Origin of the sequence: Rossellomorea arthrocnemi, assembly GCF_904424705.1 — a bacterium.
Taxonomy (GTDB): Bacteria; Bacillota; Bacilli; order Bacillales; family Bacillaceae_B; genus Rossellomorea; species Rossellomorea arthrocnemi.
In genome coordinates, this window is record NZ_CAJGBF010000001.1 from 1 (window position 1) to 13,830 (window position 13,830).

15 protein-coding genes are annotated in these 13,830 nt (G+C 45.1%); 5 read left to right on the forward strand and 10 right to left on the reverse strand.

Annotated elements, in window-relative coordinates; translation table 11 throughout:
* Positions 1 to 29: 29 nt before the first annotated feature.
* The 3 genes from BAA9072_RS00005 to mnmH form a co-directional block, all read right to left on the reverse strand.
* Positions 30 to 485 carry an SRPBCC family protein gene (locus BAA9072_RS00005; protein WP_201712653.1) on the reverse strand — a complete coding sequence of 152 codons (456 nt, stop codon included), beginning with the start codon at positions 483 to 485 and terminating at the stop codon, positions 30 to 32.
* Positions 478 to 819: a MerR family DNA-binding transcriptional regulator gene (locus BAA9072_RS00010; RefSeq protein ID WP_230980702.1), complete on the reverse strand. Its 342-nt coding sequence runs from the start codon at positions 817 to 819 to the stop codon at positions 478 to 480. Before BAA9072_RS00010 ends, BAA9072_RS00005 begins: the two co-directional genes overlap by 8 nt.
* Before the next feature lie 120 nt (positions 820 to 939).
* On the reverse strand, positions 940 to 1,980 hold the full coding sequence (gene mnmH, locus BAA9072_RS00015) for a tRNA 2-selenouridine(34) synthase MnmH (protein WP_201712654.1): 1,041 nt from the start codon (positions 1,978 to 1,980) through the stop codon (positions 940 to 942).
* Between the two features lie 276 nt (positions 1,981 to 2,256).
* On the opposite strand from mnmH, the gene BAA9072_RS00020 reads away from it, so the two are divergent.
* Positions 2,257 to 3,804 (forward strand): glycoside hydrolase family 10 protein, encoded by a 1,548-nt coding sequence (locus tag BAA9072_RS00020; RefSeq protein ID WP_201712655.1) that lies wholly within the window; start codon positions 2,257 to 2,259, stop codon positions 3,802 to 3,804.
* A gap of 42 nt (positions 3,805 to 3,846) precedes the next feature.
* On the opposite strand, the gene BAA9072_RS00025 is transcribed toward BAA9072_RS00020, so the two are convergent.
* The 7 genes from BAA9072_RS00025 to BAA9072_RS00055 all read right to left on the reverse strand — a co-directional run bounded on the left by BAA9072_RS00025 (position 3,847) and on the right by BAA9072_RS00055 (position 10,063).
* Positions 3,847 to 4,398 carry a cysteine dioxygenase gene (locus tag BAA9072_RS00025; RefSeq protein ID WP_201712656.1) on the reverse strand — a complete coding sequence of 184 codons (552 nt, stop codon included), beginning with the start codon at positions 4,396 to 4,398 and terminating at the stop codon, positions 3,847 to 3,849.
* A gap of 18 nt (positions 4,399 to 4,416) precedes the next feature.
* Positions 4,417 to 5,340: a DMT family transporter gene (locus BAA9072_RS00030; protein WP_201712657.1), complete on the reverse strand. Its 924-nt coding sequence runs from the start codon at positions 5,338 to 5,340 to the stop codon at positions 4,417 to 4,419.
* A 245-nt stretch (positions 5,341 to 5,585) separates the two neighbouring features.
* Positions 5,586 to 6,917 carry a 6-phospho-beta-glucosidase gene (locus BAA9072_RS00035; RefSeq protein WP_201712658.1) on the reverse strand — a complete coding sequence of 444 codons (1,332 nt, stop codon included), beginning with the start codon at positions 6,915 to 6,917 and terminating at the stop codon, positions 5,586 to 5,588.
* A gap of 15 nt (positions 6,918 to 6,932) precedes the next feature.
* Positions 6,933 to 7,223, reverse strand: coding sequence for a hypothetical protein (locus tag BAA9072_RS00040; RefSeq protein ID WP_201712659.1), 291 nt, complete (start codon positions 7,221 to 7,223; stop codon positions 6,933 to 6,935).
* Between the two features lie 357 nt (positions 7,224 to 7,580).
* The gene (locus tag BAA9072_RS00045; protein ID WP_201712660.1) at positions 7,581 to 8,861 is read right to left on the reverse strand and encodes a PTS sugar transporter subunit IIC; all 1,281 of its coding nucleotides are present in this window, start codon (positions 8,859 to 8,861) and stop codon (positions 7,581 to 7,583) included.
* Between the two features lie 27 nt (positions 8,862 to 8,888).
* On the reverse strand, positions 8,889 to 9,194 hold the full coding sequence (locus BAA9072_RS00050; RefSeq protein ID WP_060673327.1) for a PTS sugar transporter subunit IIB: 306 nt from the start codon (positions 9,192 to 9,194) through the stop codon (positions 8,889 to 8,891).
* A 2-nt stretch (positions 9,195 to 9,196) separates the two neighbouring features.
* Positions 9,197 to 10,063 carry a MurR/RpiR family transcriptional regulator gene (locus tag BAA9072_RS00055; RefSeq protein WP_201712661.1) on the reverse strand — a complete coding sequence of 289 codons (867 nt, stop codon included), beginning with the start codon at positions 10,061 to 10,063 and terminating at the stop codon, positions 9,197 to 9,199.
* A gap of 159 nt (positions 10,064 to 10,222) precedes the next feature.
* Between BAA9072_RS00055 and BAA9072_RS00060 the strand changes: the two genes are divergently transcribed.
* The 4 genes from BAA9072_RS00060 to anmK are packed head-to-tail and all read left to right on the forward strand — an operon-like array spanning position 10,223 to position 13,755.
* A complete protein-coding gene (locus BAA9072_RS00060) occupies positions 10,223 to 10,561 on the forward strand; it encodes a PTS lactose/cellobiose transporter subunit IIA (RefSeq protein ID WP_201712662.1) in 339 nt (112 codons plus the stop codon).
* A 15-nt stretch (positions 10,562 to 10,576) separates the two neighbouring features.
* On the forward strand, positions 10,577 to 11,668 hold the full coding sequence (locus tag BAA9072_RS00065) for a DUF871 domain-containing protein (RefSeq protein WP_201713156.1): 1,092 nt from the start codon (positions 10,577 to 10,579) through the stop codon (positions 11,666 to 11,668).
* A 13-nt stretch (positions 11,669 to 11,681) separates the two neighbouring features.
* A complete protein-coding gene (locus tag BAA9072_RS00070; protein ID WP_201712663.1) occupies positions 11,682 to 12,596 on the forward strand; it encodes a BadF/BadG/BcrA/BcrD ATPase family protein in 915 nt (304 codons plus the stop codon).
* Entirely contained in the window at positions 12,589 to 13,755 is a 1,167-nt protein-coding gene (gene anmK, locus BAA9072_RS00075; RefSeq protein WP_269139888.1) for an anhydro-N-acetylmuramic acid kinase AnmK, read from the forward strand. Before BAA9072_RS00070 ends, anmK begins: the two co-directional genes overlap by 8 nt.
* Positions 13,756 to 13,830: the final 75 nt, after the last annotated feature.

The following is a 13,830-nucleotide window of genomic DNA, read 5'->3' on the forward strand; positions in this document are numbered from 1 at the left end:
CCGAAAAATATCGGAGGTCCGTCCCTCTTTCATGCTTCTTTCAGCGCTTCTGTTTCAACCCGGTCCATGAATTCGATGACGACTTTGTTGTTGTTTTTTTCGCCACCGAGTTTGATGAGTACTTTTCCAAGGAAGTTCACCCCTCTGTTTTCGCCTTTATATATGAATTTGGTTTGGTTTTCATCGATTTTATGAAGGGTGAATTCTGCCTCGATTTCAAATGCCTTGGCCAATGTGAAGCCGATTTTGTTATGCTTCTTCAAAGGGGTATTTTCGTACTCCAGATCTTCAACGATATACGTTTCTATTCTCTTCCCCTCTTTGTATTTCTGTTGGTAGGTCGACCCCACTACACCTTCTTTTTGTTCAAGGATCTTGTTTTCAACTACGTTCGGCATAATTCGCTGAATGTTTTCAAGCTCAAATAAATGCCACATTCTTTCAATATTGACTGGTATGATGCGTTCTTCATGCCATTTAATCATCTATTTCATCCTCCATTCGAATTTCAAAGAAATCGTCCATTTCTTGAATCACGGTTTGTATACGTTCTATTTCAGCTTCGAGACCCCGTTTTTTTGCCTTGATCAACTGTTCCAGATTTTCAAAGGATTCATCATTCACGACGGCGAGCATCTCTTGTATGGTAAAATTAAACCTCCTCAAGTAAACCAGTAATCGCCCTACAAGATAAGATCCATTATCATAATAGCGATAGTGGTTTGAAGGATCGACATACACAGGTTCAAGCAGCTTGATTTCTGCGTAGTAACGCAGCGTTTCCTTACTCAGTCCGGTCATCTTGGAAAACTCGCTCACCTTGTACAACTCCATCACCTCACACCCAGATCATAAACCATGTGGTGCACTACACGGTCAACATCTTCCATAAAAGTTTAGACAAAAAAGAAGAACTTACCCCATCATCAAGGGAAAGTCTCACTGTGCTGGAACGAATGAACTTTTTTTCTGAAGGAGCTTTTTGATCTCCTGAAAGGCTTCTTCGATTGAATTGACCTTCACCGAAATCCTTCGATTCACAGGATATTGATTCGCCATATGTCTGTAACGTGGGTCATAATAGTATTCAAGGAGCAATTCCAAGATCCGCTCATAATGTCTTAGTTTCAGCTCATCCTCGATTTCATTGGCCACCGGGCTGTGAATTCTTCTCTTGATTACCCTGAATGCTTCAACAAATTCTTCATGATGCTCGTGCAGGCGATACTCTTCTAAAATATGCCCCACCCTCTCTTTCATAGGAATCTCAATAAAGATATGGAATGCCTTCTCCTTCTCCTCTACTAAAAAGTCAGGTAGAAGGAGCTTTCCGATTCGTTTACTTTCTGCTTCAAACAATAGAAAAGGAGATTCCTGAAGTTTCGTCAGTTCTTGAAGGAGCAGGGAATCGAATGTTTTCTGGTTATTGGCGGTAAGACCGATCTCCCCGAAGATCGAGCCTCTATGGTTAGCCAGCCCTTCAATATCAAGAATCGGATACCCTTCCTTTTGAAACTTCTTCAAAATTGCGGTCTTTCCAATACCAGTCCCACCGTTCAAAACAAAAGAAGCCGGTTTCAATTCAAACGTTTTCAGCTCATTCAGTACCCAATGTCTGTAAGCCCTCACACCGCCACTGATACGGGCTGTTTTGATCCCCATCAGGTCAAGAAAGGTAGCCGCCGCTTTGCTTCGCATGCCGCCCCGCCAGCAAAACACGACAATCTCACCATCCAGCTTTCGAAACTCACGAATGAAGGCAGGAAGCTTCCCTGAAAAAAATTCCAACCCCCGGTCCGTCGCCACTTCCTTACTCACTTGCTTATACAGCGTCCCTACTTCTGCTCTTTCCCCATCATCAAACACAGGGATGTTCACACTTCCCGGGATCGTCATCTCCCTGTATTCAGAAGGAGATCTTACGTCCACCAATGTATACTTATGTAAATCGCATTGATCTATGGTTAGCTCCTTGAACATGACACCCACTCCCCTCGTTGCCTCTCCTTCCTATTCTACACCAATTCCTTATTCATTCTTTCCCTTTTCATTCTTTTTAGAACGTTTCAACTAGTCCTTTCATCCTAATTAACGATTGAATATTCAGATTTTTACCTCAATGGTACTATATACCATAAGTTCATCTCCCACTATAATGAAATTAGAAATAATATTTCATGTTTTCCATTTATTTTTTGAAGTATTATTTTAAAAAATGAAAACGGTTTCTTTTAACCGTAGGAGAGGAGTTTGTTCATGAAAGCAGTAAAGTACATGATCATCGCCGTGATGATGTTCTCACTGGCTCTTCCTTTTACCGGGAAAGCTAAAGCGGCAGAGTCAAGTGCTCCAAAGCACGAAATGCGGGCTGCATGGATTGCGACAGTGACGAATATCGACATGGCAGCAGGAATGGATCAGCAGGAATTTACGGACTGGGTGATGAGCACACTGGATGAATTAAAACAATTAAACTTCAATACGGTGATCTATCAAGTCAAACCGACCGCTGATGCCCTGTATCCCTCTGAACTCGCTCCATGGTCCCAGTACATCACCGGGGACAAGCAGGGTACCGACCCAGGCTATGATCCACTGGCTATCATGTTACGCGAATCGCATAAGCGCGGAATCGAAGTCCACGCCTGGGTGAATCCTTACCGCATCACGATGCCCAATGAAACCATCGAATCACTTGCAGAGAATAACGTTGCCAAACTTCATCCTGAGTGGGTCTTAAAGTATGGTAAACAGTATTATCTCAACCCCGGTATTCCCGAAGTGCAACAATACCTGATTGATACAGTAAAAGAACTAGTAAACAACTACGACATAGACGCCGTTCATATGGATGATTATTTCTACCCTTATAAAATTTCAGGAGAAAGCTTCCCAGATCAAGATACATACGAGCAATATGGCAGTGCCTTCGACAATATCGATGACTGGAGACGCAACAACGTCGATGAACTGGTAGCAGATATCAACACTGAAATCAAAGAAATCAAAGACTATGTCCAATTCGGGATTTCCCCTTTTGGCGTATGGAGAAACATCGCTGATGATCCTACAGGAAGTGCGACACAGGCCGGACAAACGAATTTCGACGACCTGTATGCCGACACCCGTCAGTGGATCAAGGATGGCAGCATAGACTATATCACTCCTCAAATCTACTGGTCTAGGAAACTCGCTGTCGCCAACTACTCTGTCCTGCTTGATTGGTGGAGTCGGGAAGTGAACGAGTATTCTTTTGAGCACCCGGTCAACTTGTATATCGGAATGGCGGATTATAAGGTCGGGGACAACTTTGACCAGGAATGGTTTAATCCTTACGAGCTTCCTGAGCAAATCATGGACAACCGTGCCAACGGAACGGCTCTTGGGCAAATGCATTTCTCTCTCAGACAAATTTTCGAGAATCCCCTTGGATACGCAGATATTCTAAGAAATGAAGTATATACGGTGAAAGCATTGACTCCGGCCACACCATGGAACAATAATGACCTTCCGAAGAAACCGAACACGGTGAAAGCAGATAAGCATAAAGGCGGGATCACGTTGACCATCGATGATAAGAAGCGTTCCGATGCCAGAAAATATGTCATCTACCGTTTCAGTGGCGTAAAAGAAGGAGATTACGAGAATCCGGCTAATATTGTGGATGTCGTGTTTTCCCAGCAAGGGGTTACAACGTATGAAGATACTTCTGCTCTGAAAGGTGGACTGTACACATATGGTGTGACGTCCATTTCTCCTACAGGGGTAGAAAGTAAAGATGCGAAAACAGTAAGAGTACACTAATCATGAAAGGAGCGCTTCCCCATCACGGCGAAGCGCTCCTTCTTATTTCAATTGCATTTCCTTTATCTTTTGTCTGATATGATCCGGCCACCATGCCCCACATTCATCAGAAACCACACAGGCAGCACACGTTTCCAAATCGTACACTACCATACCCTGAATGGGCGGAGAGTATAGGTGGAGGGTCACCAGGTCTTTCCCCCTTCCCTTCTTCATTTTGTGAACACCCTTTTTCGGTGCAAAGAAGAAAGAACCTTTCCTATATTCGCAGTCGAATATCTCCCGGGGAAGCTGGTTATCCTTCACTTCAAAGATTGTATTGACTGAAGTCCCGGTTATGACTTGGATCCATCCCTTTGAGTCACCGTGATCATGAGGGGCGCATTCCATTTCAGACCAATTCATCACAAGGAGCTCCACTGCTTCATTTTGATAAAGGAGCTTTCGATAATATGGCTTTCCTTCCGGAGACTGTAAGTATGGCTGTAAATCATCAAGACTTACATTAAGAGACTGCAAGACTTCTTTCATTTCTTTTGTTGATGGATTGGTCAATTCATCCAATTGATTCTTTATCCGTTCCTTTAAGGTCACAGCGGATCCCCCCTGATGTTATCGTTTCCTCATTAGAAACCGATGGAGTACAGAAATCATCTGGCCATTTACAATGACAACTCCCATTATAATTATGACTCCACCCAGTATGCTTATGAAAACTATTTTCTCGTGAAGGAGGAGAATCGCCGCAATGAGGGTAGTGACAGGCTCCAAATACAGAAACATCGACACCTTGGATGCATCCAATACCTCCAACGCTTTCGCCCAGTACCAGTACGCGATACCTGAAACAAATACACCAAGGAACACCAAGTGGGCCCACTCCACATTTGAAAGTAGGGAAATGCTTTCCCAACCACGGTTTCGGATGAGAAACGGGAAGGTTAAACAAAAACCCAATACACACATATAATAGGTGATGACGAGGGAAGGCAGCTCGATGTGAAGTTTTTTCAGAAGCACTGAGTAGACGGCCCAGTTCAATGTACTGAGAATCATAAGAATATACCCGATATTGACAGAAAACCCGAAAGAATGCCCGTTCCTAGAGGCCGTCACCATCAGAACACCTGTAATCGCTATGATCATGCCCAGCGCTTTAGGGACGGTCATTTTCTCATGTAAAAAAATCATGGAAAGGATGACGGTGAACACAGGAGAAAATGAAATCATCCACCCTGCCGAAGAAGCATCGATAGTAAGAAGGGCCATCGCCTGGATGACTTGGTGAATGAAGACGCCGAGAACGCCAAGAATAATTAAGTGAGGGATATACTTTAAAGGGATCGTGAGTCTGTATCCTTTTAATAGTAGAAGCATGAGCAGAAACAGAGCTCCAATCGCAAACCGCAGAACGAGGAGCGTATACGGATTAAGGGTATCCAGCACAGCTTTCGTGGATACGAAGGAAATCCCCCAGAAACTGATGGACATCGTGGCATATAAAGAGGCGGCAGCCTTTGTTTTATCTGGAATCATGGACCGGGCATCCTTTCTGGACATGGTTTCTTTCTACAAAGGTATGCTCGTCCCGTGAAAAGATGTACAGAGGGTTGTACCGTTTTAAAATCTATCCTGTTTTTTGAAAATAAAACGGGAATAAGTTCAGGCAAGGGCAATAAGTTCTTATATGGAGTTGATAATAAGTCCACCCAACCCGCTTCCTACACCCCCCTCTCCAACAAAAAAACGTCCCAAATCACGATTCGGGACGCTTCTTTCCTTTAATTATGGGTCAACCGCTCACTAAATTGAGGCAGATACTCTTTATGGACCTCAAGCATTTCGTCCAACAACTGTTTTGCTTTCACATCACTTGTCACCAATGGATTGATTGTCATGGCAAGCAGTGCTTTCTCATACGAACCAGTCACGGATGCTTCTGCGGCCACCCGTTCAAAGGATTTGATTTGCTGCACAAGTCCACTTACAGAAACCGGCAGTTCCCCAACCGTAATCGGCTTCGGTCCCGCTTTCGTCACGACACAGTTCACTTCCACGGCAGATTCACGTGGAAGTGAACTGATAGTCCCATCATTGCGGACGTTCAGTGTCTGGATATCCCCGCGGTCGTTATAGACGGACGATATGAGGTTACATGCTGCATCGCTGTAATAGGCTCCTCCCCGCTCTTCAAGCTGCGGAGGCTTAACGGCTAAGCTTTCATCCTTATATAAATCGAACAGCTCATTCTCCAATTGCTGAACAACTTCCGCACGAGTCGTCCCCATCTTGAATTCTTCTAACTGCTTTTCCAAAATATCACTCATTTTATAGAAATAACGGTGGTACGGGCATGGTACGACGCCAAGACTCCTGATAAATTCAGGCTCCCATGGAAGTGGAGCAATATTTTGCATACTCACCTGCCTGTCCGGATCGCACATAATATTCAGCACTTCGTCTAATACGGACTCTCCATCCACCTTCACGTCCAATCCATAAACCATATGATTGAGCCCGGCAAAGTCGATATGAAGGCGTTCCAACTCGACGTCGAGGAGTCTTGCCAGCGTCATTCTCATATTGATGGGAAGATTGCAAACACCGACAACCTTCTGATGGGGTCCATAGCGGAGCATCGCCTCCGTCACCAAACCTGCGGGATTGGTAAAATTGATCAGCCAAGCATCTGGACAGAGCTCCTTCATTTCTTCTGAAATCTGCAAAAGGACCGGGATCGTCCTCATCCCCTTAAACAATCCACCCGCCCCATTCGTCTCCTGACCGATCATGCCGTACTTGATCGGAAGGCGTTCGTCCTGAATCCGTGCTTTCAACTGTCCGACCCGCATTTGGGTCGTGACAAAGTCTGCACCACTCAATGCTTCTCTTCGGTCCATTGTGAGGTGAATTTCCATTGGGAGCCCTGCCCTATCTACCATCCTCTTAGCTAAGTTCCCAACGATGTTCAACTTCTCTCTTCCGGCTTCAATATCCACAAGCCACAGCTCGCTAACCGGAAGCTCATCATAACGCTTGATCAATCCTTCAACAAATTCGGGAGTATAGCTCGATCCCCCGCCGATCGTGACGACTTTGATTCCCTTTTTCATTTTATATGCCCCCAGTTACCTGGCCACAAATGCCAGAATAAAACTTATGACGAAACTGACCACCACTGCTAATAATATCCGCTTCTTTTTAACAGAAGCGTCTTCGACTGGCCCTTCTATTTTCAATAAAACGTATGAAAGCCCGATTGAAGCTGAAACGCCCGTAGCCAAAAACATACTCCATTCCTTTGCGAGTCCAGTGCTCATCAATGGCTTTGAAAGTAGCAATAGTCCAATAGATACAGAGATTAATAGTACAAACACACTTTTAAAACCTATTCTCTTTGGCACTACGGTTTCTGTCATTTCCATCACTCCTTTTGCTAGTAAAGAAGTGGGAATCCTAGGACCCCCACTTCTGTTTTCTTAGTATAGTAGATTACTTGGCAGACCTGAACGATCAGCCTCCTCTTTTCTTTGTCCAGCTCCGGCGGCTTGGCCCTCGAGGTCATAAGTCAAACTAACCAAAAAGGCAAAAAGCGCCTTTCTGGTTAGTTCGTCTTATGCTTGTCGCCTCAGGGCAAGCCGCCTCCGCTTTTCTTTGTCCAGCTCCAGCGGCTTGAGGCTCGAGGTCATAAGTCAAACTAACCAAAAAGGCAAAAAGCGCCTTTCTGGTTAGTTCGTCTTATGCTTGTCGCCTCAGGGCAAGCCGCCTCCGCTTTTCTATGCCGCTTGTTGATCGCTTTCTTCCATTTTCATCATTTTCTTGTCGTACATTTTCAAGAATGGGAAGTAGATAGAGAATGAGATTCCGATGTTGATCAGAACCATGACAATCGCTCTCCAGTCACCACCGGTTGCCAGGTACGCTCCGATTGGTGCAGGAAGTGTCCATGGCGGCATGATGTACGTTGGTGATACCAATCCAACAGTGGTTGCCACATAAGAGATGGTTGCTGTAATCAAAGGAACCGTGATGAAAGGGATGATCAAAATCGGGTTCAACACAATGGGAGCACCAAATATGACAGGCTCATTGATATTGAAAAGACCCGGTACAAGACACGTTTTCCCTAATGCTTTTAAATATTTTGAACGGGAGAAGAAGACCATCGCGAGAACCAATCCAAGCGTAGCTCCTGATCCACCGATCCAGATGAACCACTGGTAGAACGTTTCCGGTGCGATATGCGGGATCGCTTGCCCGCTTGCAACAGCATCAGCATTGTTCACGAGGAATACTTCCCATAGTGGTCGTGCTACCGTTCCAACAACGGATACCCCGTGGATCCCGAATGACCAGAAGAAATCAATCAGGAATACCGGAACCAGTACTCCGAATATGCTGTCACCGGCTGTAACCAACGGAGCAACAGCCACACCAACTAACTTATGCAAATCTACTCCTGCTAAGACAGTCACGGATGAAATTAATAAAATAACAATTGCTACAGGTATAAGTGCTTCAAAGCTTCGTGAAACAGATGCCGGAACTTGCTCAGGCATTTTGATCGTGATGTTCTTTGTCTTACAGAAGCGAAGAATTTCGACCGCCAGAATCGAGACAACCATGGACACGAATAAACCTTGACCGCCCAGATTGGTCATCGGAAGGACCCATCCTTCTCCGTCCATTACTTTTGGTGTAATGGTCAATAATAACGCCGCCACTGATATCTGCGCACCGGATAAAGGATCCAGCTTATAGCTTTTCGAGAGATTGTATCCGATTCCGAAGGCGACATAGAGCGACATGATAAACATAGTCAACCGGTACGGAATCAGGATCTCAACGATATTGTCAGCAGCCCACTGTTTAATGTCACCAAACACCCATGCGTCAGGAAGTGGCGGAAACGCTAAGATCAGAAAGAATGAACCGACGATAATAAATGGCAGTGCTGAAATAACCCCATCCCGGATTGCTTGCAAATGCCTTTGTTCAGAGAGCCTGGCCATGGGACCAGACAAATTGTTCTCCAGAAAGTTCACAAACGTTTGCATGTTACTACCCCCTTGTTTCCTATTAAATTAGTTTGTTAGTTCTTTTACTGTTTTCAGTAAAGTAGGTCCCCCCAGCGGCGTATAAGCCTGCGGCGGTATCGGCCCGCATGGAACATTGGCTTCATCGGCCGCTTTCTTCACCTGATCGAAACGATGTCTGATCTGAGGTGCTACCATACAAACATCCCATCCCTTTGAGATTTCTTCGGATACTTCCCCTGTTCCGATTGCATGCACTTCCATCTCGATCCCCTCTTTTGTTCCTTCTTTCTTCAGGGCATTGACGACGATAGCGCTGGACATTCCTCCAGAGCATACGAATAATACTTTCATCCCTATTCCTCCCCCTCTTTCATTCGTTGTACTACTTCATGTGTATGAATAATTTGCTCGTAAACGCCATGTCCTTTTTTCATGCACAGTGCGACAAATAATGCATCGATCACGACGAGTTGAGCAATTCTTGCCGTCATGGTCCCGATCCGGATATTATGTTCTTCCTCGGAAATCGTCAGGACGATATCGGCGAGCTTTCTTGCCGGTGATTTTCCGTGCTGTGTCAGGAGTACGATGGTGGCTCCCTTTTCCTGTGCGACATTCATCAGCTTCAAAATTTCTTTCGTCTGCCCGGAAGTCGATACGACGAACAAAACGTCTCTCTCAGTTAAGTTTGCTGCCATCATCATCTGCACATGGATATCACTTGCCTGAAACGCCAGGTAGTTCAATCTCAACAGCTTCTGGGTGAAATCTTCCGCCACCACAGCAGAACCGCCCACTCCATACAAGTATACTCTTTCGGCTTCATGAAACGCATTCACCGCTCTACCGAGTTCATCAATGGAAAAAAGCTTTTCTGTATTCTTGATGGCTTGATAGGTATTGACCAATACTTTATTGAAGACGGTCTCAAGATTGTCTTCAAAGGACAGGAGTGTATTGATATCATGACTCTTCGTTTCTTCGATGTTCGTACTTTTCGCGAGCTCGATCTTCAGGCCGCTGAAACTGTTGATCCCGATCCGTTTGCAGAATCGGATGATGGCAGCTTCACTGCTTCCGCATGATTGTGAGAGTTGCTTTGTCGTCATTTCCATCACTTTCTCTGGAAATTCCAACACATATTGAGCAACCGCTATTTCAGACGGTGTATAGCTCTCCATCTGACTTTTGATGTGTTTTAATACCTGAAATTCTGTCATAGTCACCTCCAAAAAATGATTGTCTTGAAAAGGCTTTCAGTTTAATATGATTATATGCGATAATGAAATTAAATTTCAATATTATTCTAAAATATTTAAACTTTTATTTTACTTTTTTTGTAGAAAAGAGTTCTAAAAAGGGATGGGGAGGAATATACAATGGCTGAAGTACGCAACGTAGAAATGGAAATTTTTGAAATCATCTCGAACGGCGGGAATGCGAAGAGTACGGCTTATGAAGCCCTTGCAAAAGCACATGAAGGGAAGTTTGCTGAAGCGCAGGAAATGGTGAAAAGGGCACATGAAGAACTGAATAAAGCCCACAAAACGCAAACAAGCTTGATACAGGCTGAAATCAACGGAGAAGAATTCGAAAAATCACTCCTCATGATTCATGCACAAGACCATTTAATGACCTCGATCAGTGAAATCGCACTAATCGAACAAATGATTCCAATGCTTAAAAGAATCCATACACTCGAAAACAAATCCAATTAAGGAGGGATCCCGATGATGAGTAAAAAACTCGGCGTTTCAATCTATCCAAACCATTCTACCACAGAAAAAGATAAAGAATATCTGGCACTGGCCGCTTCTTACGGATTCCAACGTGTGTTTACCTGCTTATTATCTGTCGATGGGGACAAGGAAGGAATCATCGCAAACTTCAAGGAAACGATCAAATTTGCCAGGGAAAAGAACATGGAAGTCATAGCTGACATCAGTCCCCGCATTTTTAAAGAGCTGGATATCTCCTATGATGATCTTTCCTTTTTTGCCGACCTCGGTGCCCACGGAATCAGACTGGATCTGGGATATACCGGTCACGAAGAATCGATGATGTCGTACAACCCTTATGATTTAAAAATCGAACTGAACATGAGCAATGCCACGAAATACATCGATAACATCATGACGTATCAGCCCAATAAGGATCAATTATTAGGGTGCCATAATTTCTATCCGCACCGCTACTCCGGCTTATCTTATCCTTTCTTTATCGAATGCAGCCAGAAATTCAAAGACCTCGGCATGAGAACGGCAGCCTTTGTGTCTTCCGCAGATGCCACATTCGGTCCATGGCCGGTTACAGAAGGGTTACCTACACTGGAAATGCACCGTTCCCTTCCTATTGATGTACAGACGAAGCATCTCTTTGCCACTGGGTTGATTGACGACGTCATCATCAGCAATGCGTATGCATCTGAACGTGAAATGCAGATACTTAGTGAACTCAATACATCCAAGCTGACATTCACAGTTGAAACCCATGAGACGACCACGAATCTAGAGAAAACGATCATCTTTGAAGAACCCCATTTTTACCGTGGGGATGTATCGGATTATATGATCCGTTCCACTCAAAGCCGCGTTAAATACAGAGGAAGAGAATTTGCGCCGCATAACAACGTCGATATCAAACGTGGTGACATTATCATTGAAAACGACCTGTATGCCCAATACGCAGGGGAACTGCAGATTGCCCTTCAGGATATGGAGAATTCAGGTAAAACGAACGTAGTAGGCAGGATCCGTGAAGAAGAAATCTTCTTGCTGGACTACCTAAAGCCCTGGGGCAAATTTGCCTTTCAACCAAAGCAGTAAGGAGGTGTAATAGATGACTAGAGTAATAGGAATCGATGCAGGAGGTACGAAGATTCAAGGACTGGTTCTTGATATGGAGAAGAATATCCTTTTCCAAAGCTTATCAGGGCATGGGAATCCCTCGGTTTCGTTTGATGAAGCTTTGAGTAACCTCTCATCGGTGGTTCAACAATGCCTGGATCAACCTTCTTCAGACAGTGTCTCCCATATCGTGATTGGAATGGCTGGTGGCGGGTCCGGTAATCTATCTCAAAGGATCAAGTCCGAATTGAATCGAATGACTTCCATGCCCATCGTCCTATTAAATGATGCCACCCTTGCTTACTTCAGTTTGATTGGAAATCAGAATGGTGTGTTGACGATCGCGGGTACGGGATCGATTTGTTACGGACGGAACGGAAAGCGGGAGGAAACGACCGGTGGCTGGGGTCATCTGATTGGTGATGAGGGCAGTGCGTATCACCTTGCTATCGAAGCCAGTAGGCAGATCGCCCGGGAAATGGATCAGGGCTTATCCCTCTCCCCCCTCTCGCGCAGTCTGCTGAACGAAATGAACGCTAGTGATGCAAGAGGATTGAAGGGATTTATCTATTCATCTACTAAAGGAGAAATGGCGCAGCTTGCGAAAGTCATTCACAGGGAAGCTGAGACTGGTGATGAATCAGCCCTTCACTTATTAAAGACGGCTGGTGAACAGCTAGCTTCCCAGACATTGGCATTAATCGAGAAGCTACAGATTGATACAAAGCCGGTCATCGCCATGAAAGGAAGTGTCCTTGAACATAATCCCGTAGTGCAGTCCGTTTTTAAAGAAACCATTTCAACACACTTTTCTGAATCGACTTATATCATAGATTCCACATCCCCTGCTACAGGTGCGGTGGATATTGTGGAAGCAATCCAGGAAGGAAGGATGACAGGTGAGTAAGCGCTTAGCAGTCGGACTAATGTCCGGTACGTCCGTTGATGGAGTGGATGCAGCTCTTGTATCCATTGAAGGAGCGAGTATAGATACAGTGGTGAAACTAGTGCATTATTCGACGACTCCCTTCCCCCCTCAAGTGAAAAAGAAAATATATGAGGTGATGAGTCCTTCTGACTCGTCCACCCCCCTTTTATCCAGTCTGCATTTTGAACTTGGAGACGTTTACGCTGATTCCGTCATAAAAGTATGTACGGAGGCAGGTATCTCTGTTGATGAGCTTAGCTTTATCGGGTCTCATGGCCAAACAGTCTATCATCAGCCTTTTCATACGGAAGATTCTGTGGCTTCCACTCTTCAAATCGGAGAACCGGGCGTGATTGCATATCGCACCAACACACAAGTGGTATCCAATTTCCGATCTATGGATATGGCTGCAGGCGGAGAAGGGGCTCCTCTTGTCCCTTATACAGAATTCCTTCTCTACCGAAAAAAGGATGGAGGCAGGCTGCTCCAGAACATCGGGGGGATCGGGAATGTGACGGTCCTGCCAAAGGATTGTTCCCTCGAGGACGTTTACGCCTTTGATACAGGCCCTGGGAATATGGTGATCGATGGACTTTGCGAAAAACTATATCATCGCTCCTTTGATGAGAATGGAATGATTGCCGACAGAGGAATCATCCATCATGAAGCAGTACGGGAATGGTTTGTATGGGAACAGGAATTTTTTCAGAAAGCACCTCCCAAGTCCACGGGGCGGGAGCTGTTTGGTGAGATATTCGTGAAGCGGATCCTTCAGGAATATGGTCATCTACCAAAAGAAGATTTGGTCGCGACTGCTACCTACTTTACTGCCCTTACCATTTCGGATGCGTATAAAACATACGTATTCCCAGAACATTCCATCAACGAGGTCATCATCGGTGGCGGGGGGAGTTATAACGGGACGCTTCTCCGTATGCTGAGGGAACTTCTCCCCGACGTGACGATCCTTATCCAGGAAGATATCGGCTACTCATCCGATGCCAAGGAAGCGATCGCCTTTGCCCTGTTAGCCAACGAAACCCTGAACGGAAACCCGGGCAATGTTCCTGGCGCAACAGGCGCAGAAAAACCCGTCATCCTCGGATCCATCACGCCAAGCCCTATTAACTCAAAATAAGAATCATTCTTGAGGGACGGACCTTGACCTGAGTCGGGTACCGTCTCTCTACTCATTTACGAACAGATTTGAAAA

What these genes read in the sequence shown, in the direction of transcription:
- BAA9072_RS00035 (WP_201712658.1), bottom strand. Translation starts at nt 6,917, where the DNA reads ATGAAAAAGGGAATCAAAGTCGTCACGATCGGCGGGGGATCGAGCTAT.
- BAA9072_RS00020 (WP_201712655.1), top strand. Translation starts at nt 2,257, where the DNA reads ATGAAAGCAGTAAAGTACATGATCATCGCCGTGATGATGTTCTCACTG.
- BAA9072_RS00060 (WP_201712662.1), top strand. Translation starts at nt 10,223, where the DNA reads ATGGCTGAAGTACGCAACGTAGAAATGGAAATTTTTGAAATCATCTCG.
- BAA9072_RS00030 (WP_201712657.1), bottom strand. Translation starts at nt 5,340, where the DNA reads ATGATTCCAGATAAAACAAAGGCTGCCGCCTCTTTATATGCCACGATG.
- BAA9072_RS00055 (WP_201712661.1), bottom strand. Translation starts at nt 10,063, where the DNA reads ATGACAGAATTTCAGGTATTAAAACACATCAAAAGTCAGATGGAGAGC.
- BAA9072_RS00070 (WP_201712663.1), top strand. Translation starts at nt 11,682, where the DNA reads ATGACTAGAGTAATAGGAATCGATGCAGGAGGTACGAAGATTCAAGGA.
- BAA9072_RS00065 (WP_201713156.1), top strand. Translation starts at nt 10,577, where the DNA reads ATGAGTAAAAAACTCGGCGTTTCAATCTATCCAAACCATTCTACCACA.
- BAA9072_RS00005 (WP_201712653.1), bottom strand. Translation starts at nt 485, where the DNA reads ATGATTAAATGGCATGAAGAACGCATCATACCAGTCAATATTGAAAGA.
- BAA9072_RS00040 (WP_201712659.1), bottom strand. Translation starts at nt 7,223, where the DNA reads ATGACAGAAACCGTAGTGCCAAAGAGAATAGGTTTTAAAAGTGTGTTT.
- mnmH (WP_201712654.1), bottom strand. Translation starts at nt 1,980, where the DNA reads ATGTTCAAGGAGCTAACCATAGATCAATGCGATTTACATAAGTATACA.
- BAA9072_RS00045 (WP_201712660.1), bottom strand. Translation starts at nt 8,861, where the DNA reads ATGCAAACGTTTGTGAACTTTCTGGAGAACAATTTGTCTGGTCCCATG.
- BAA9072_RS00050 (WP_060673327.1), bottom strand. Translation starts at nt 9,194, where the DNA reads ATGAAAGTATTATTCGTATGCTCTGGAGGAATGTCCAGCGCTATCGTC.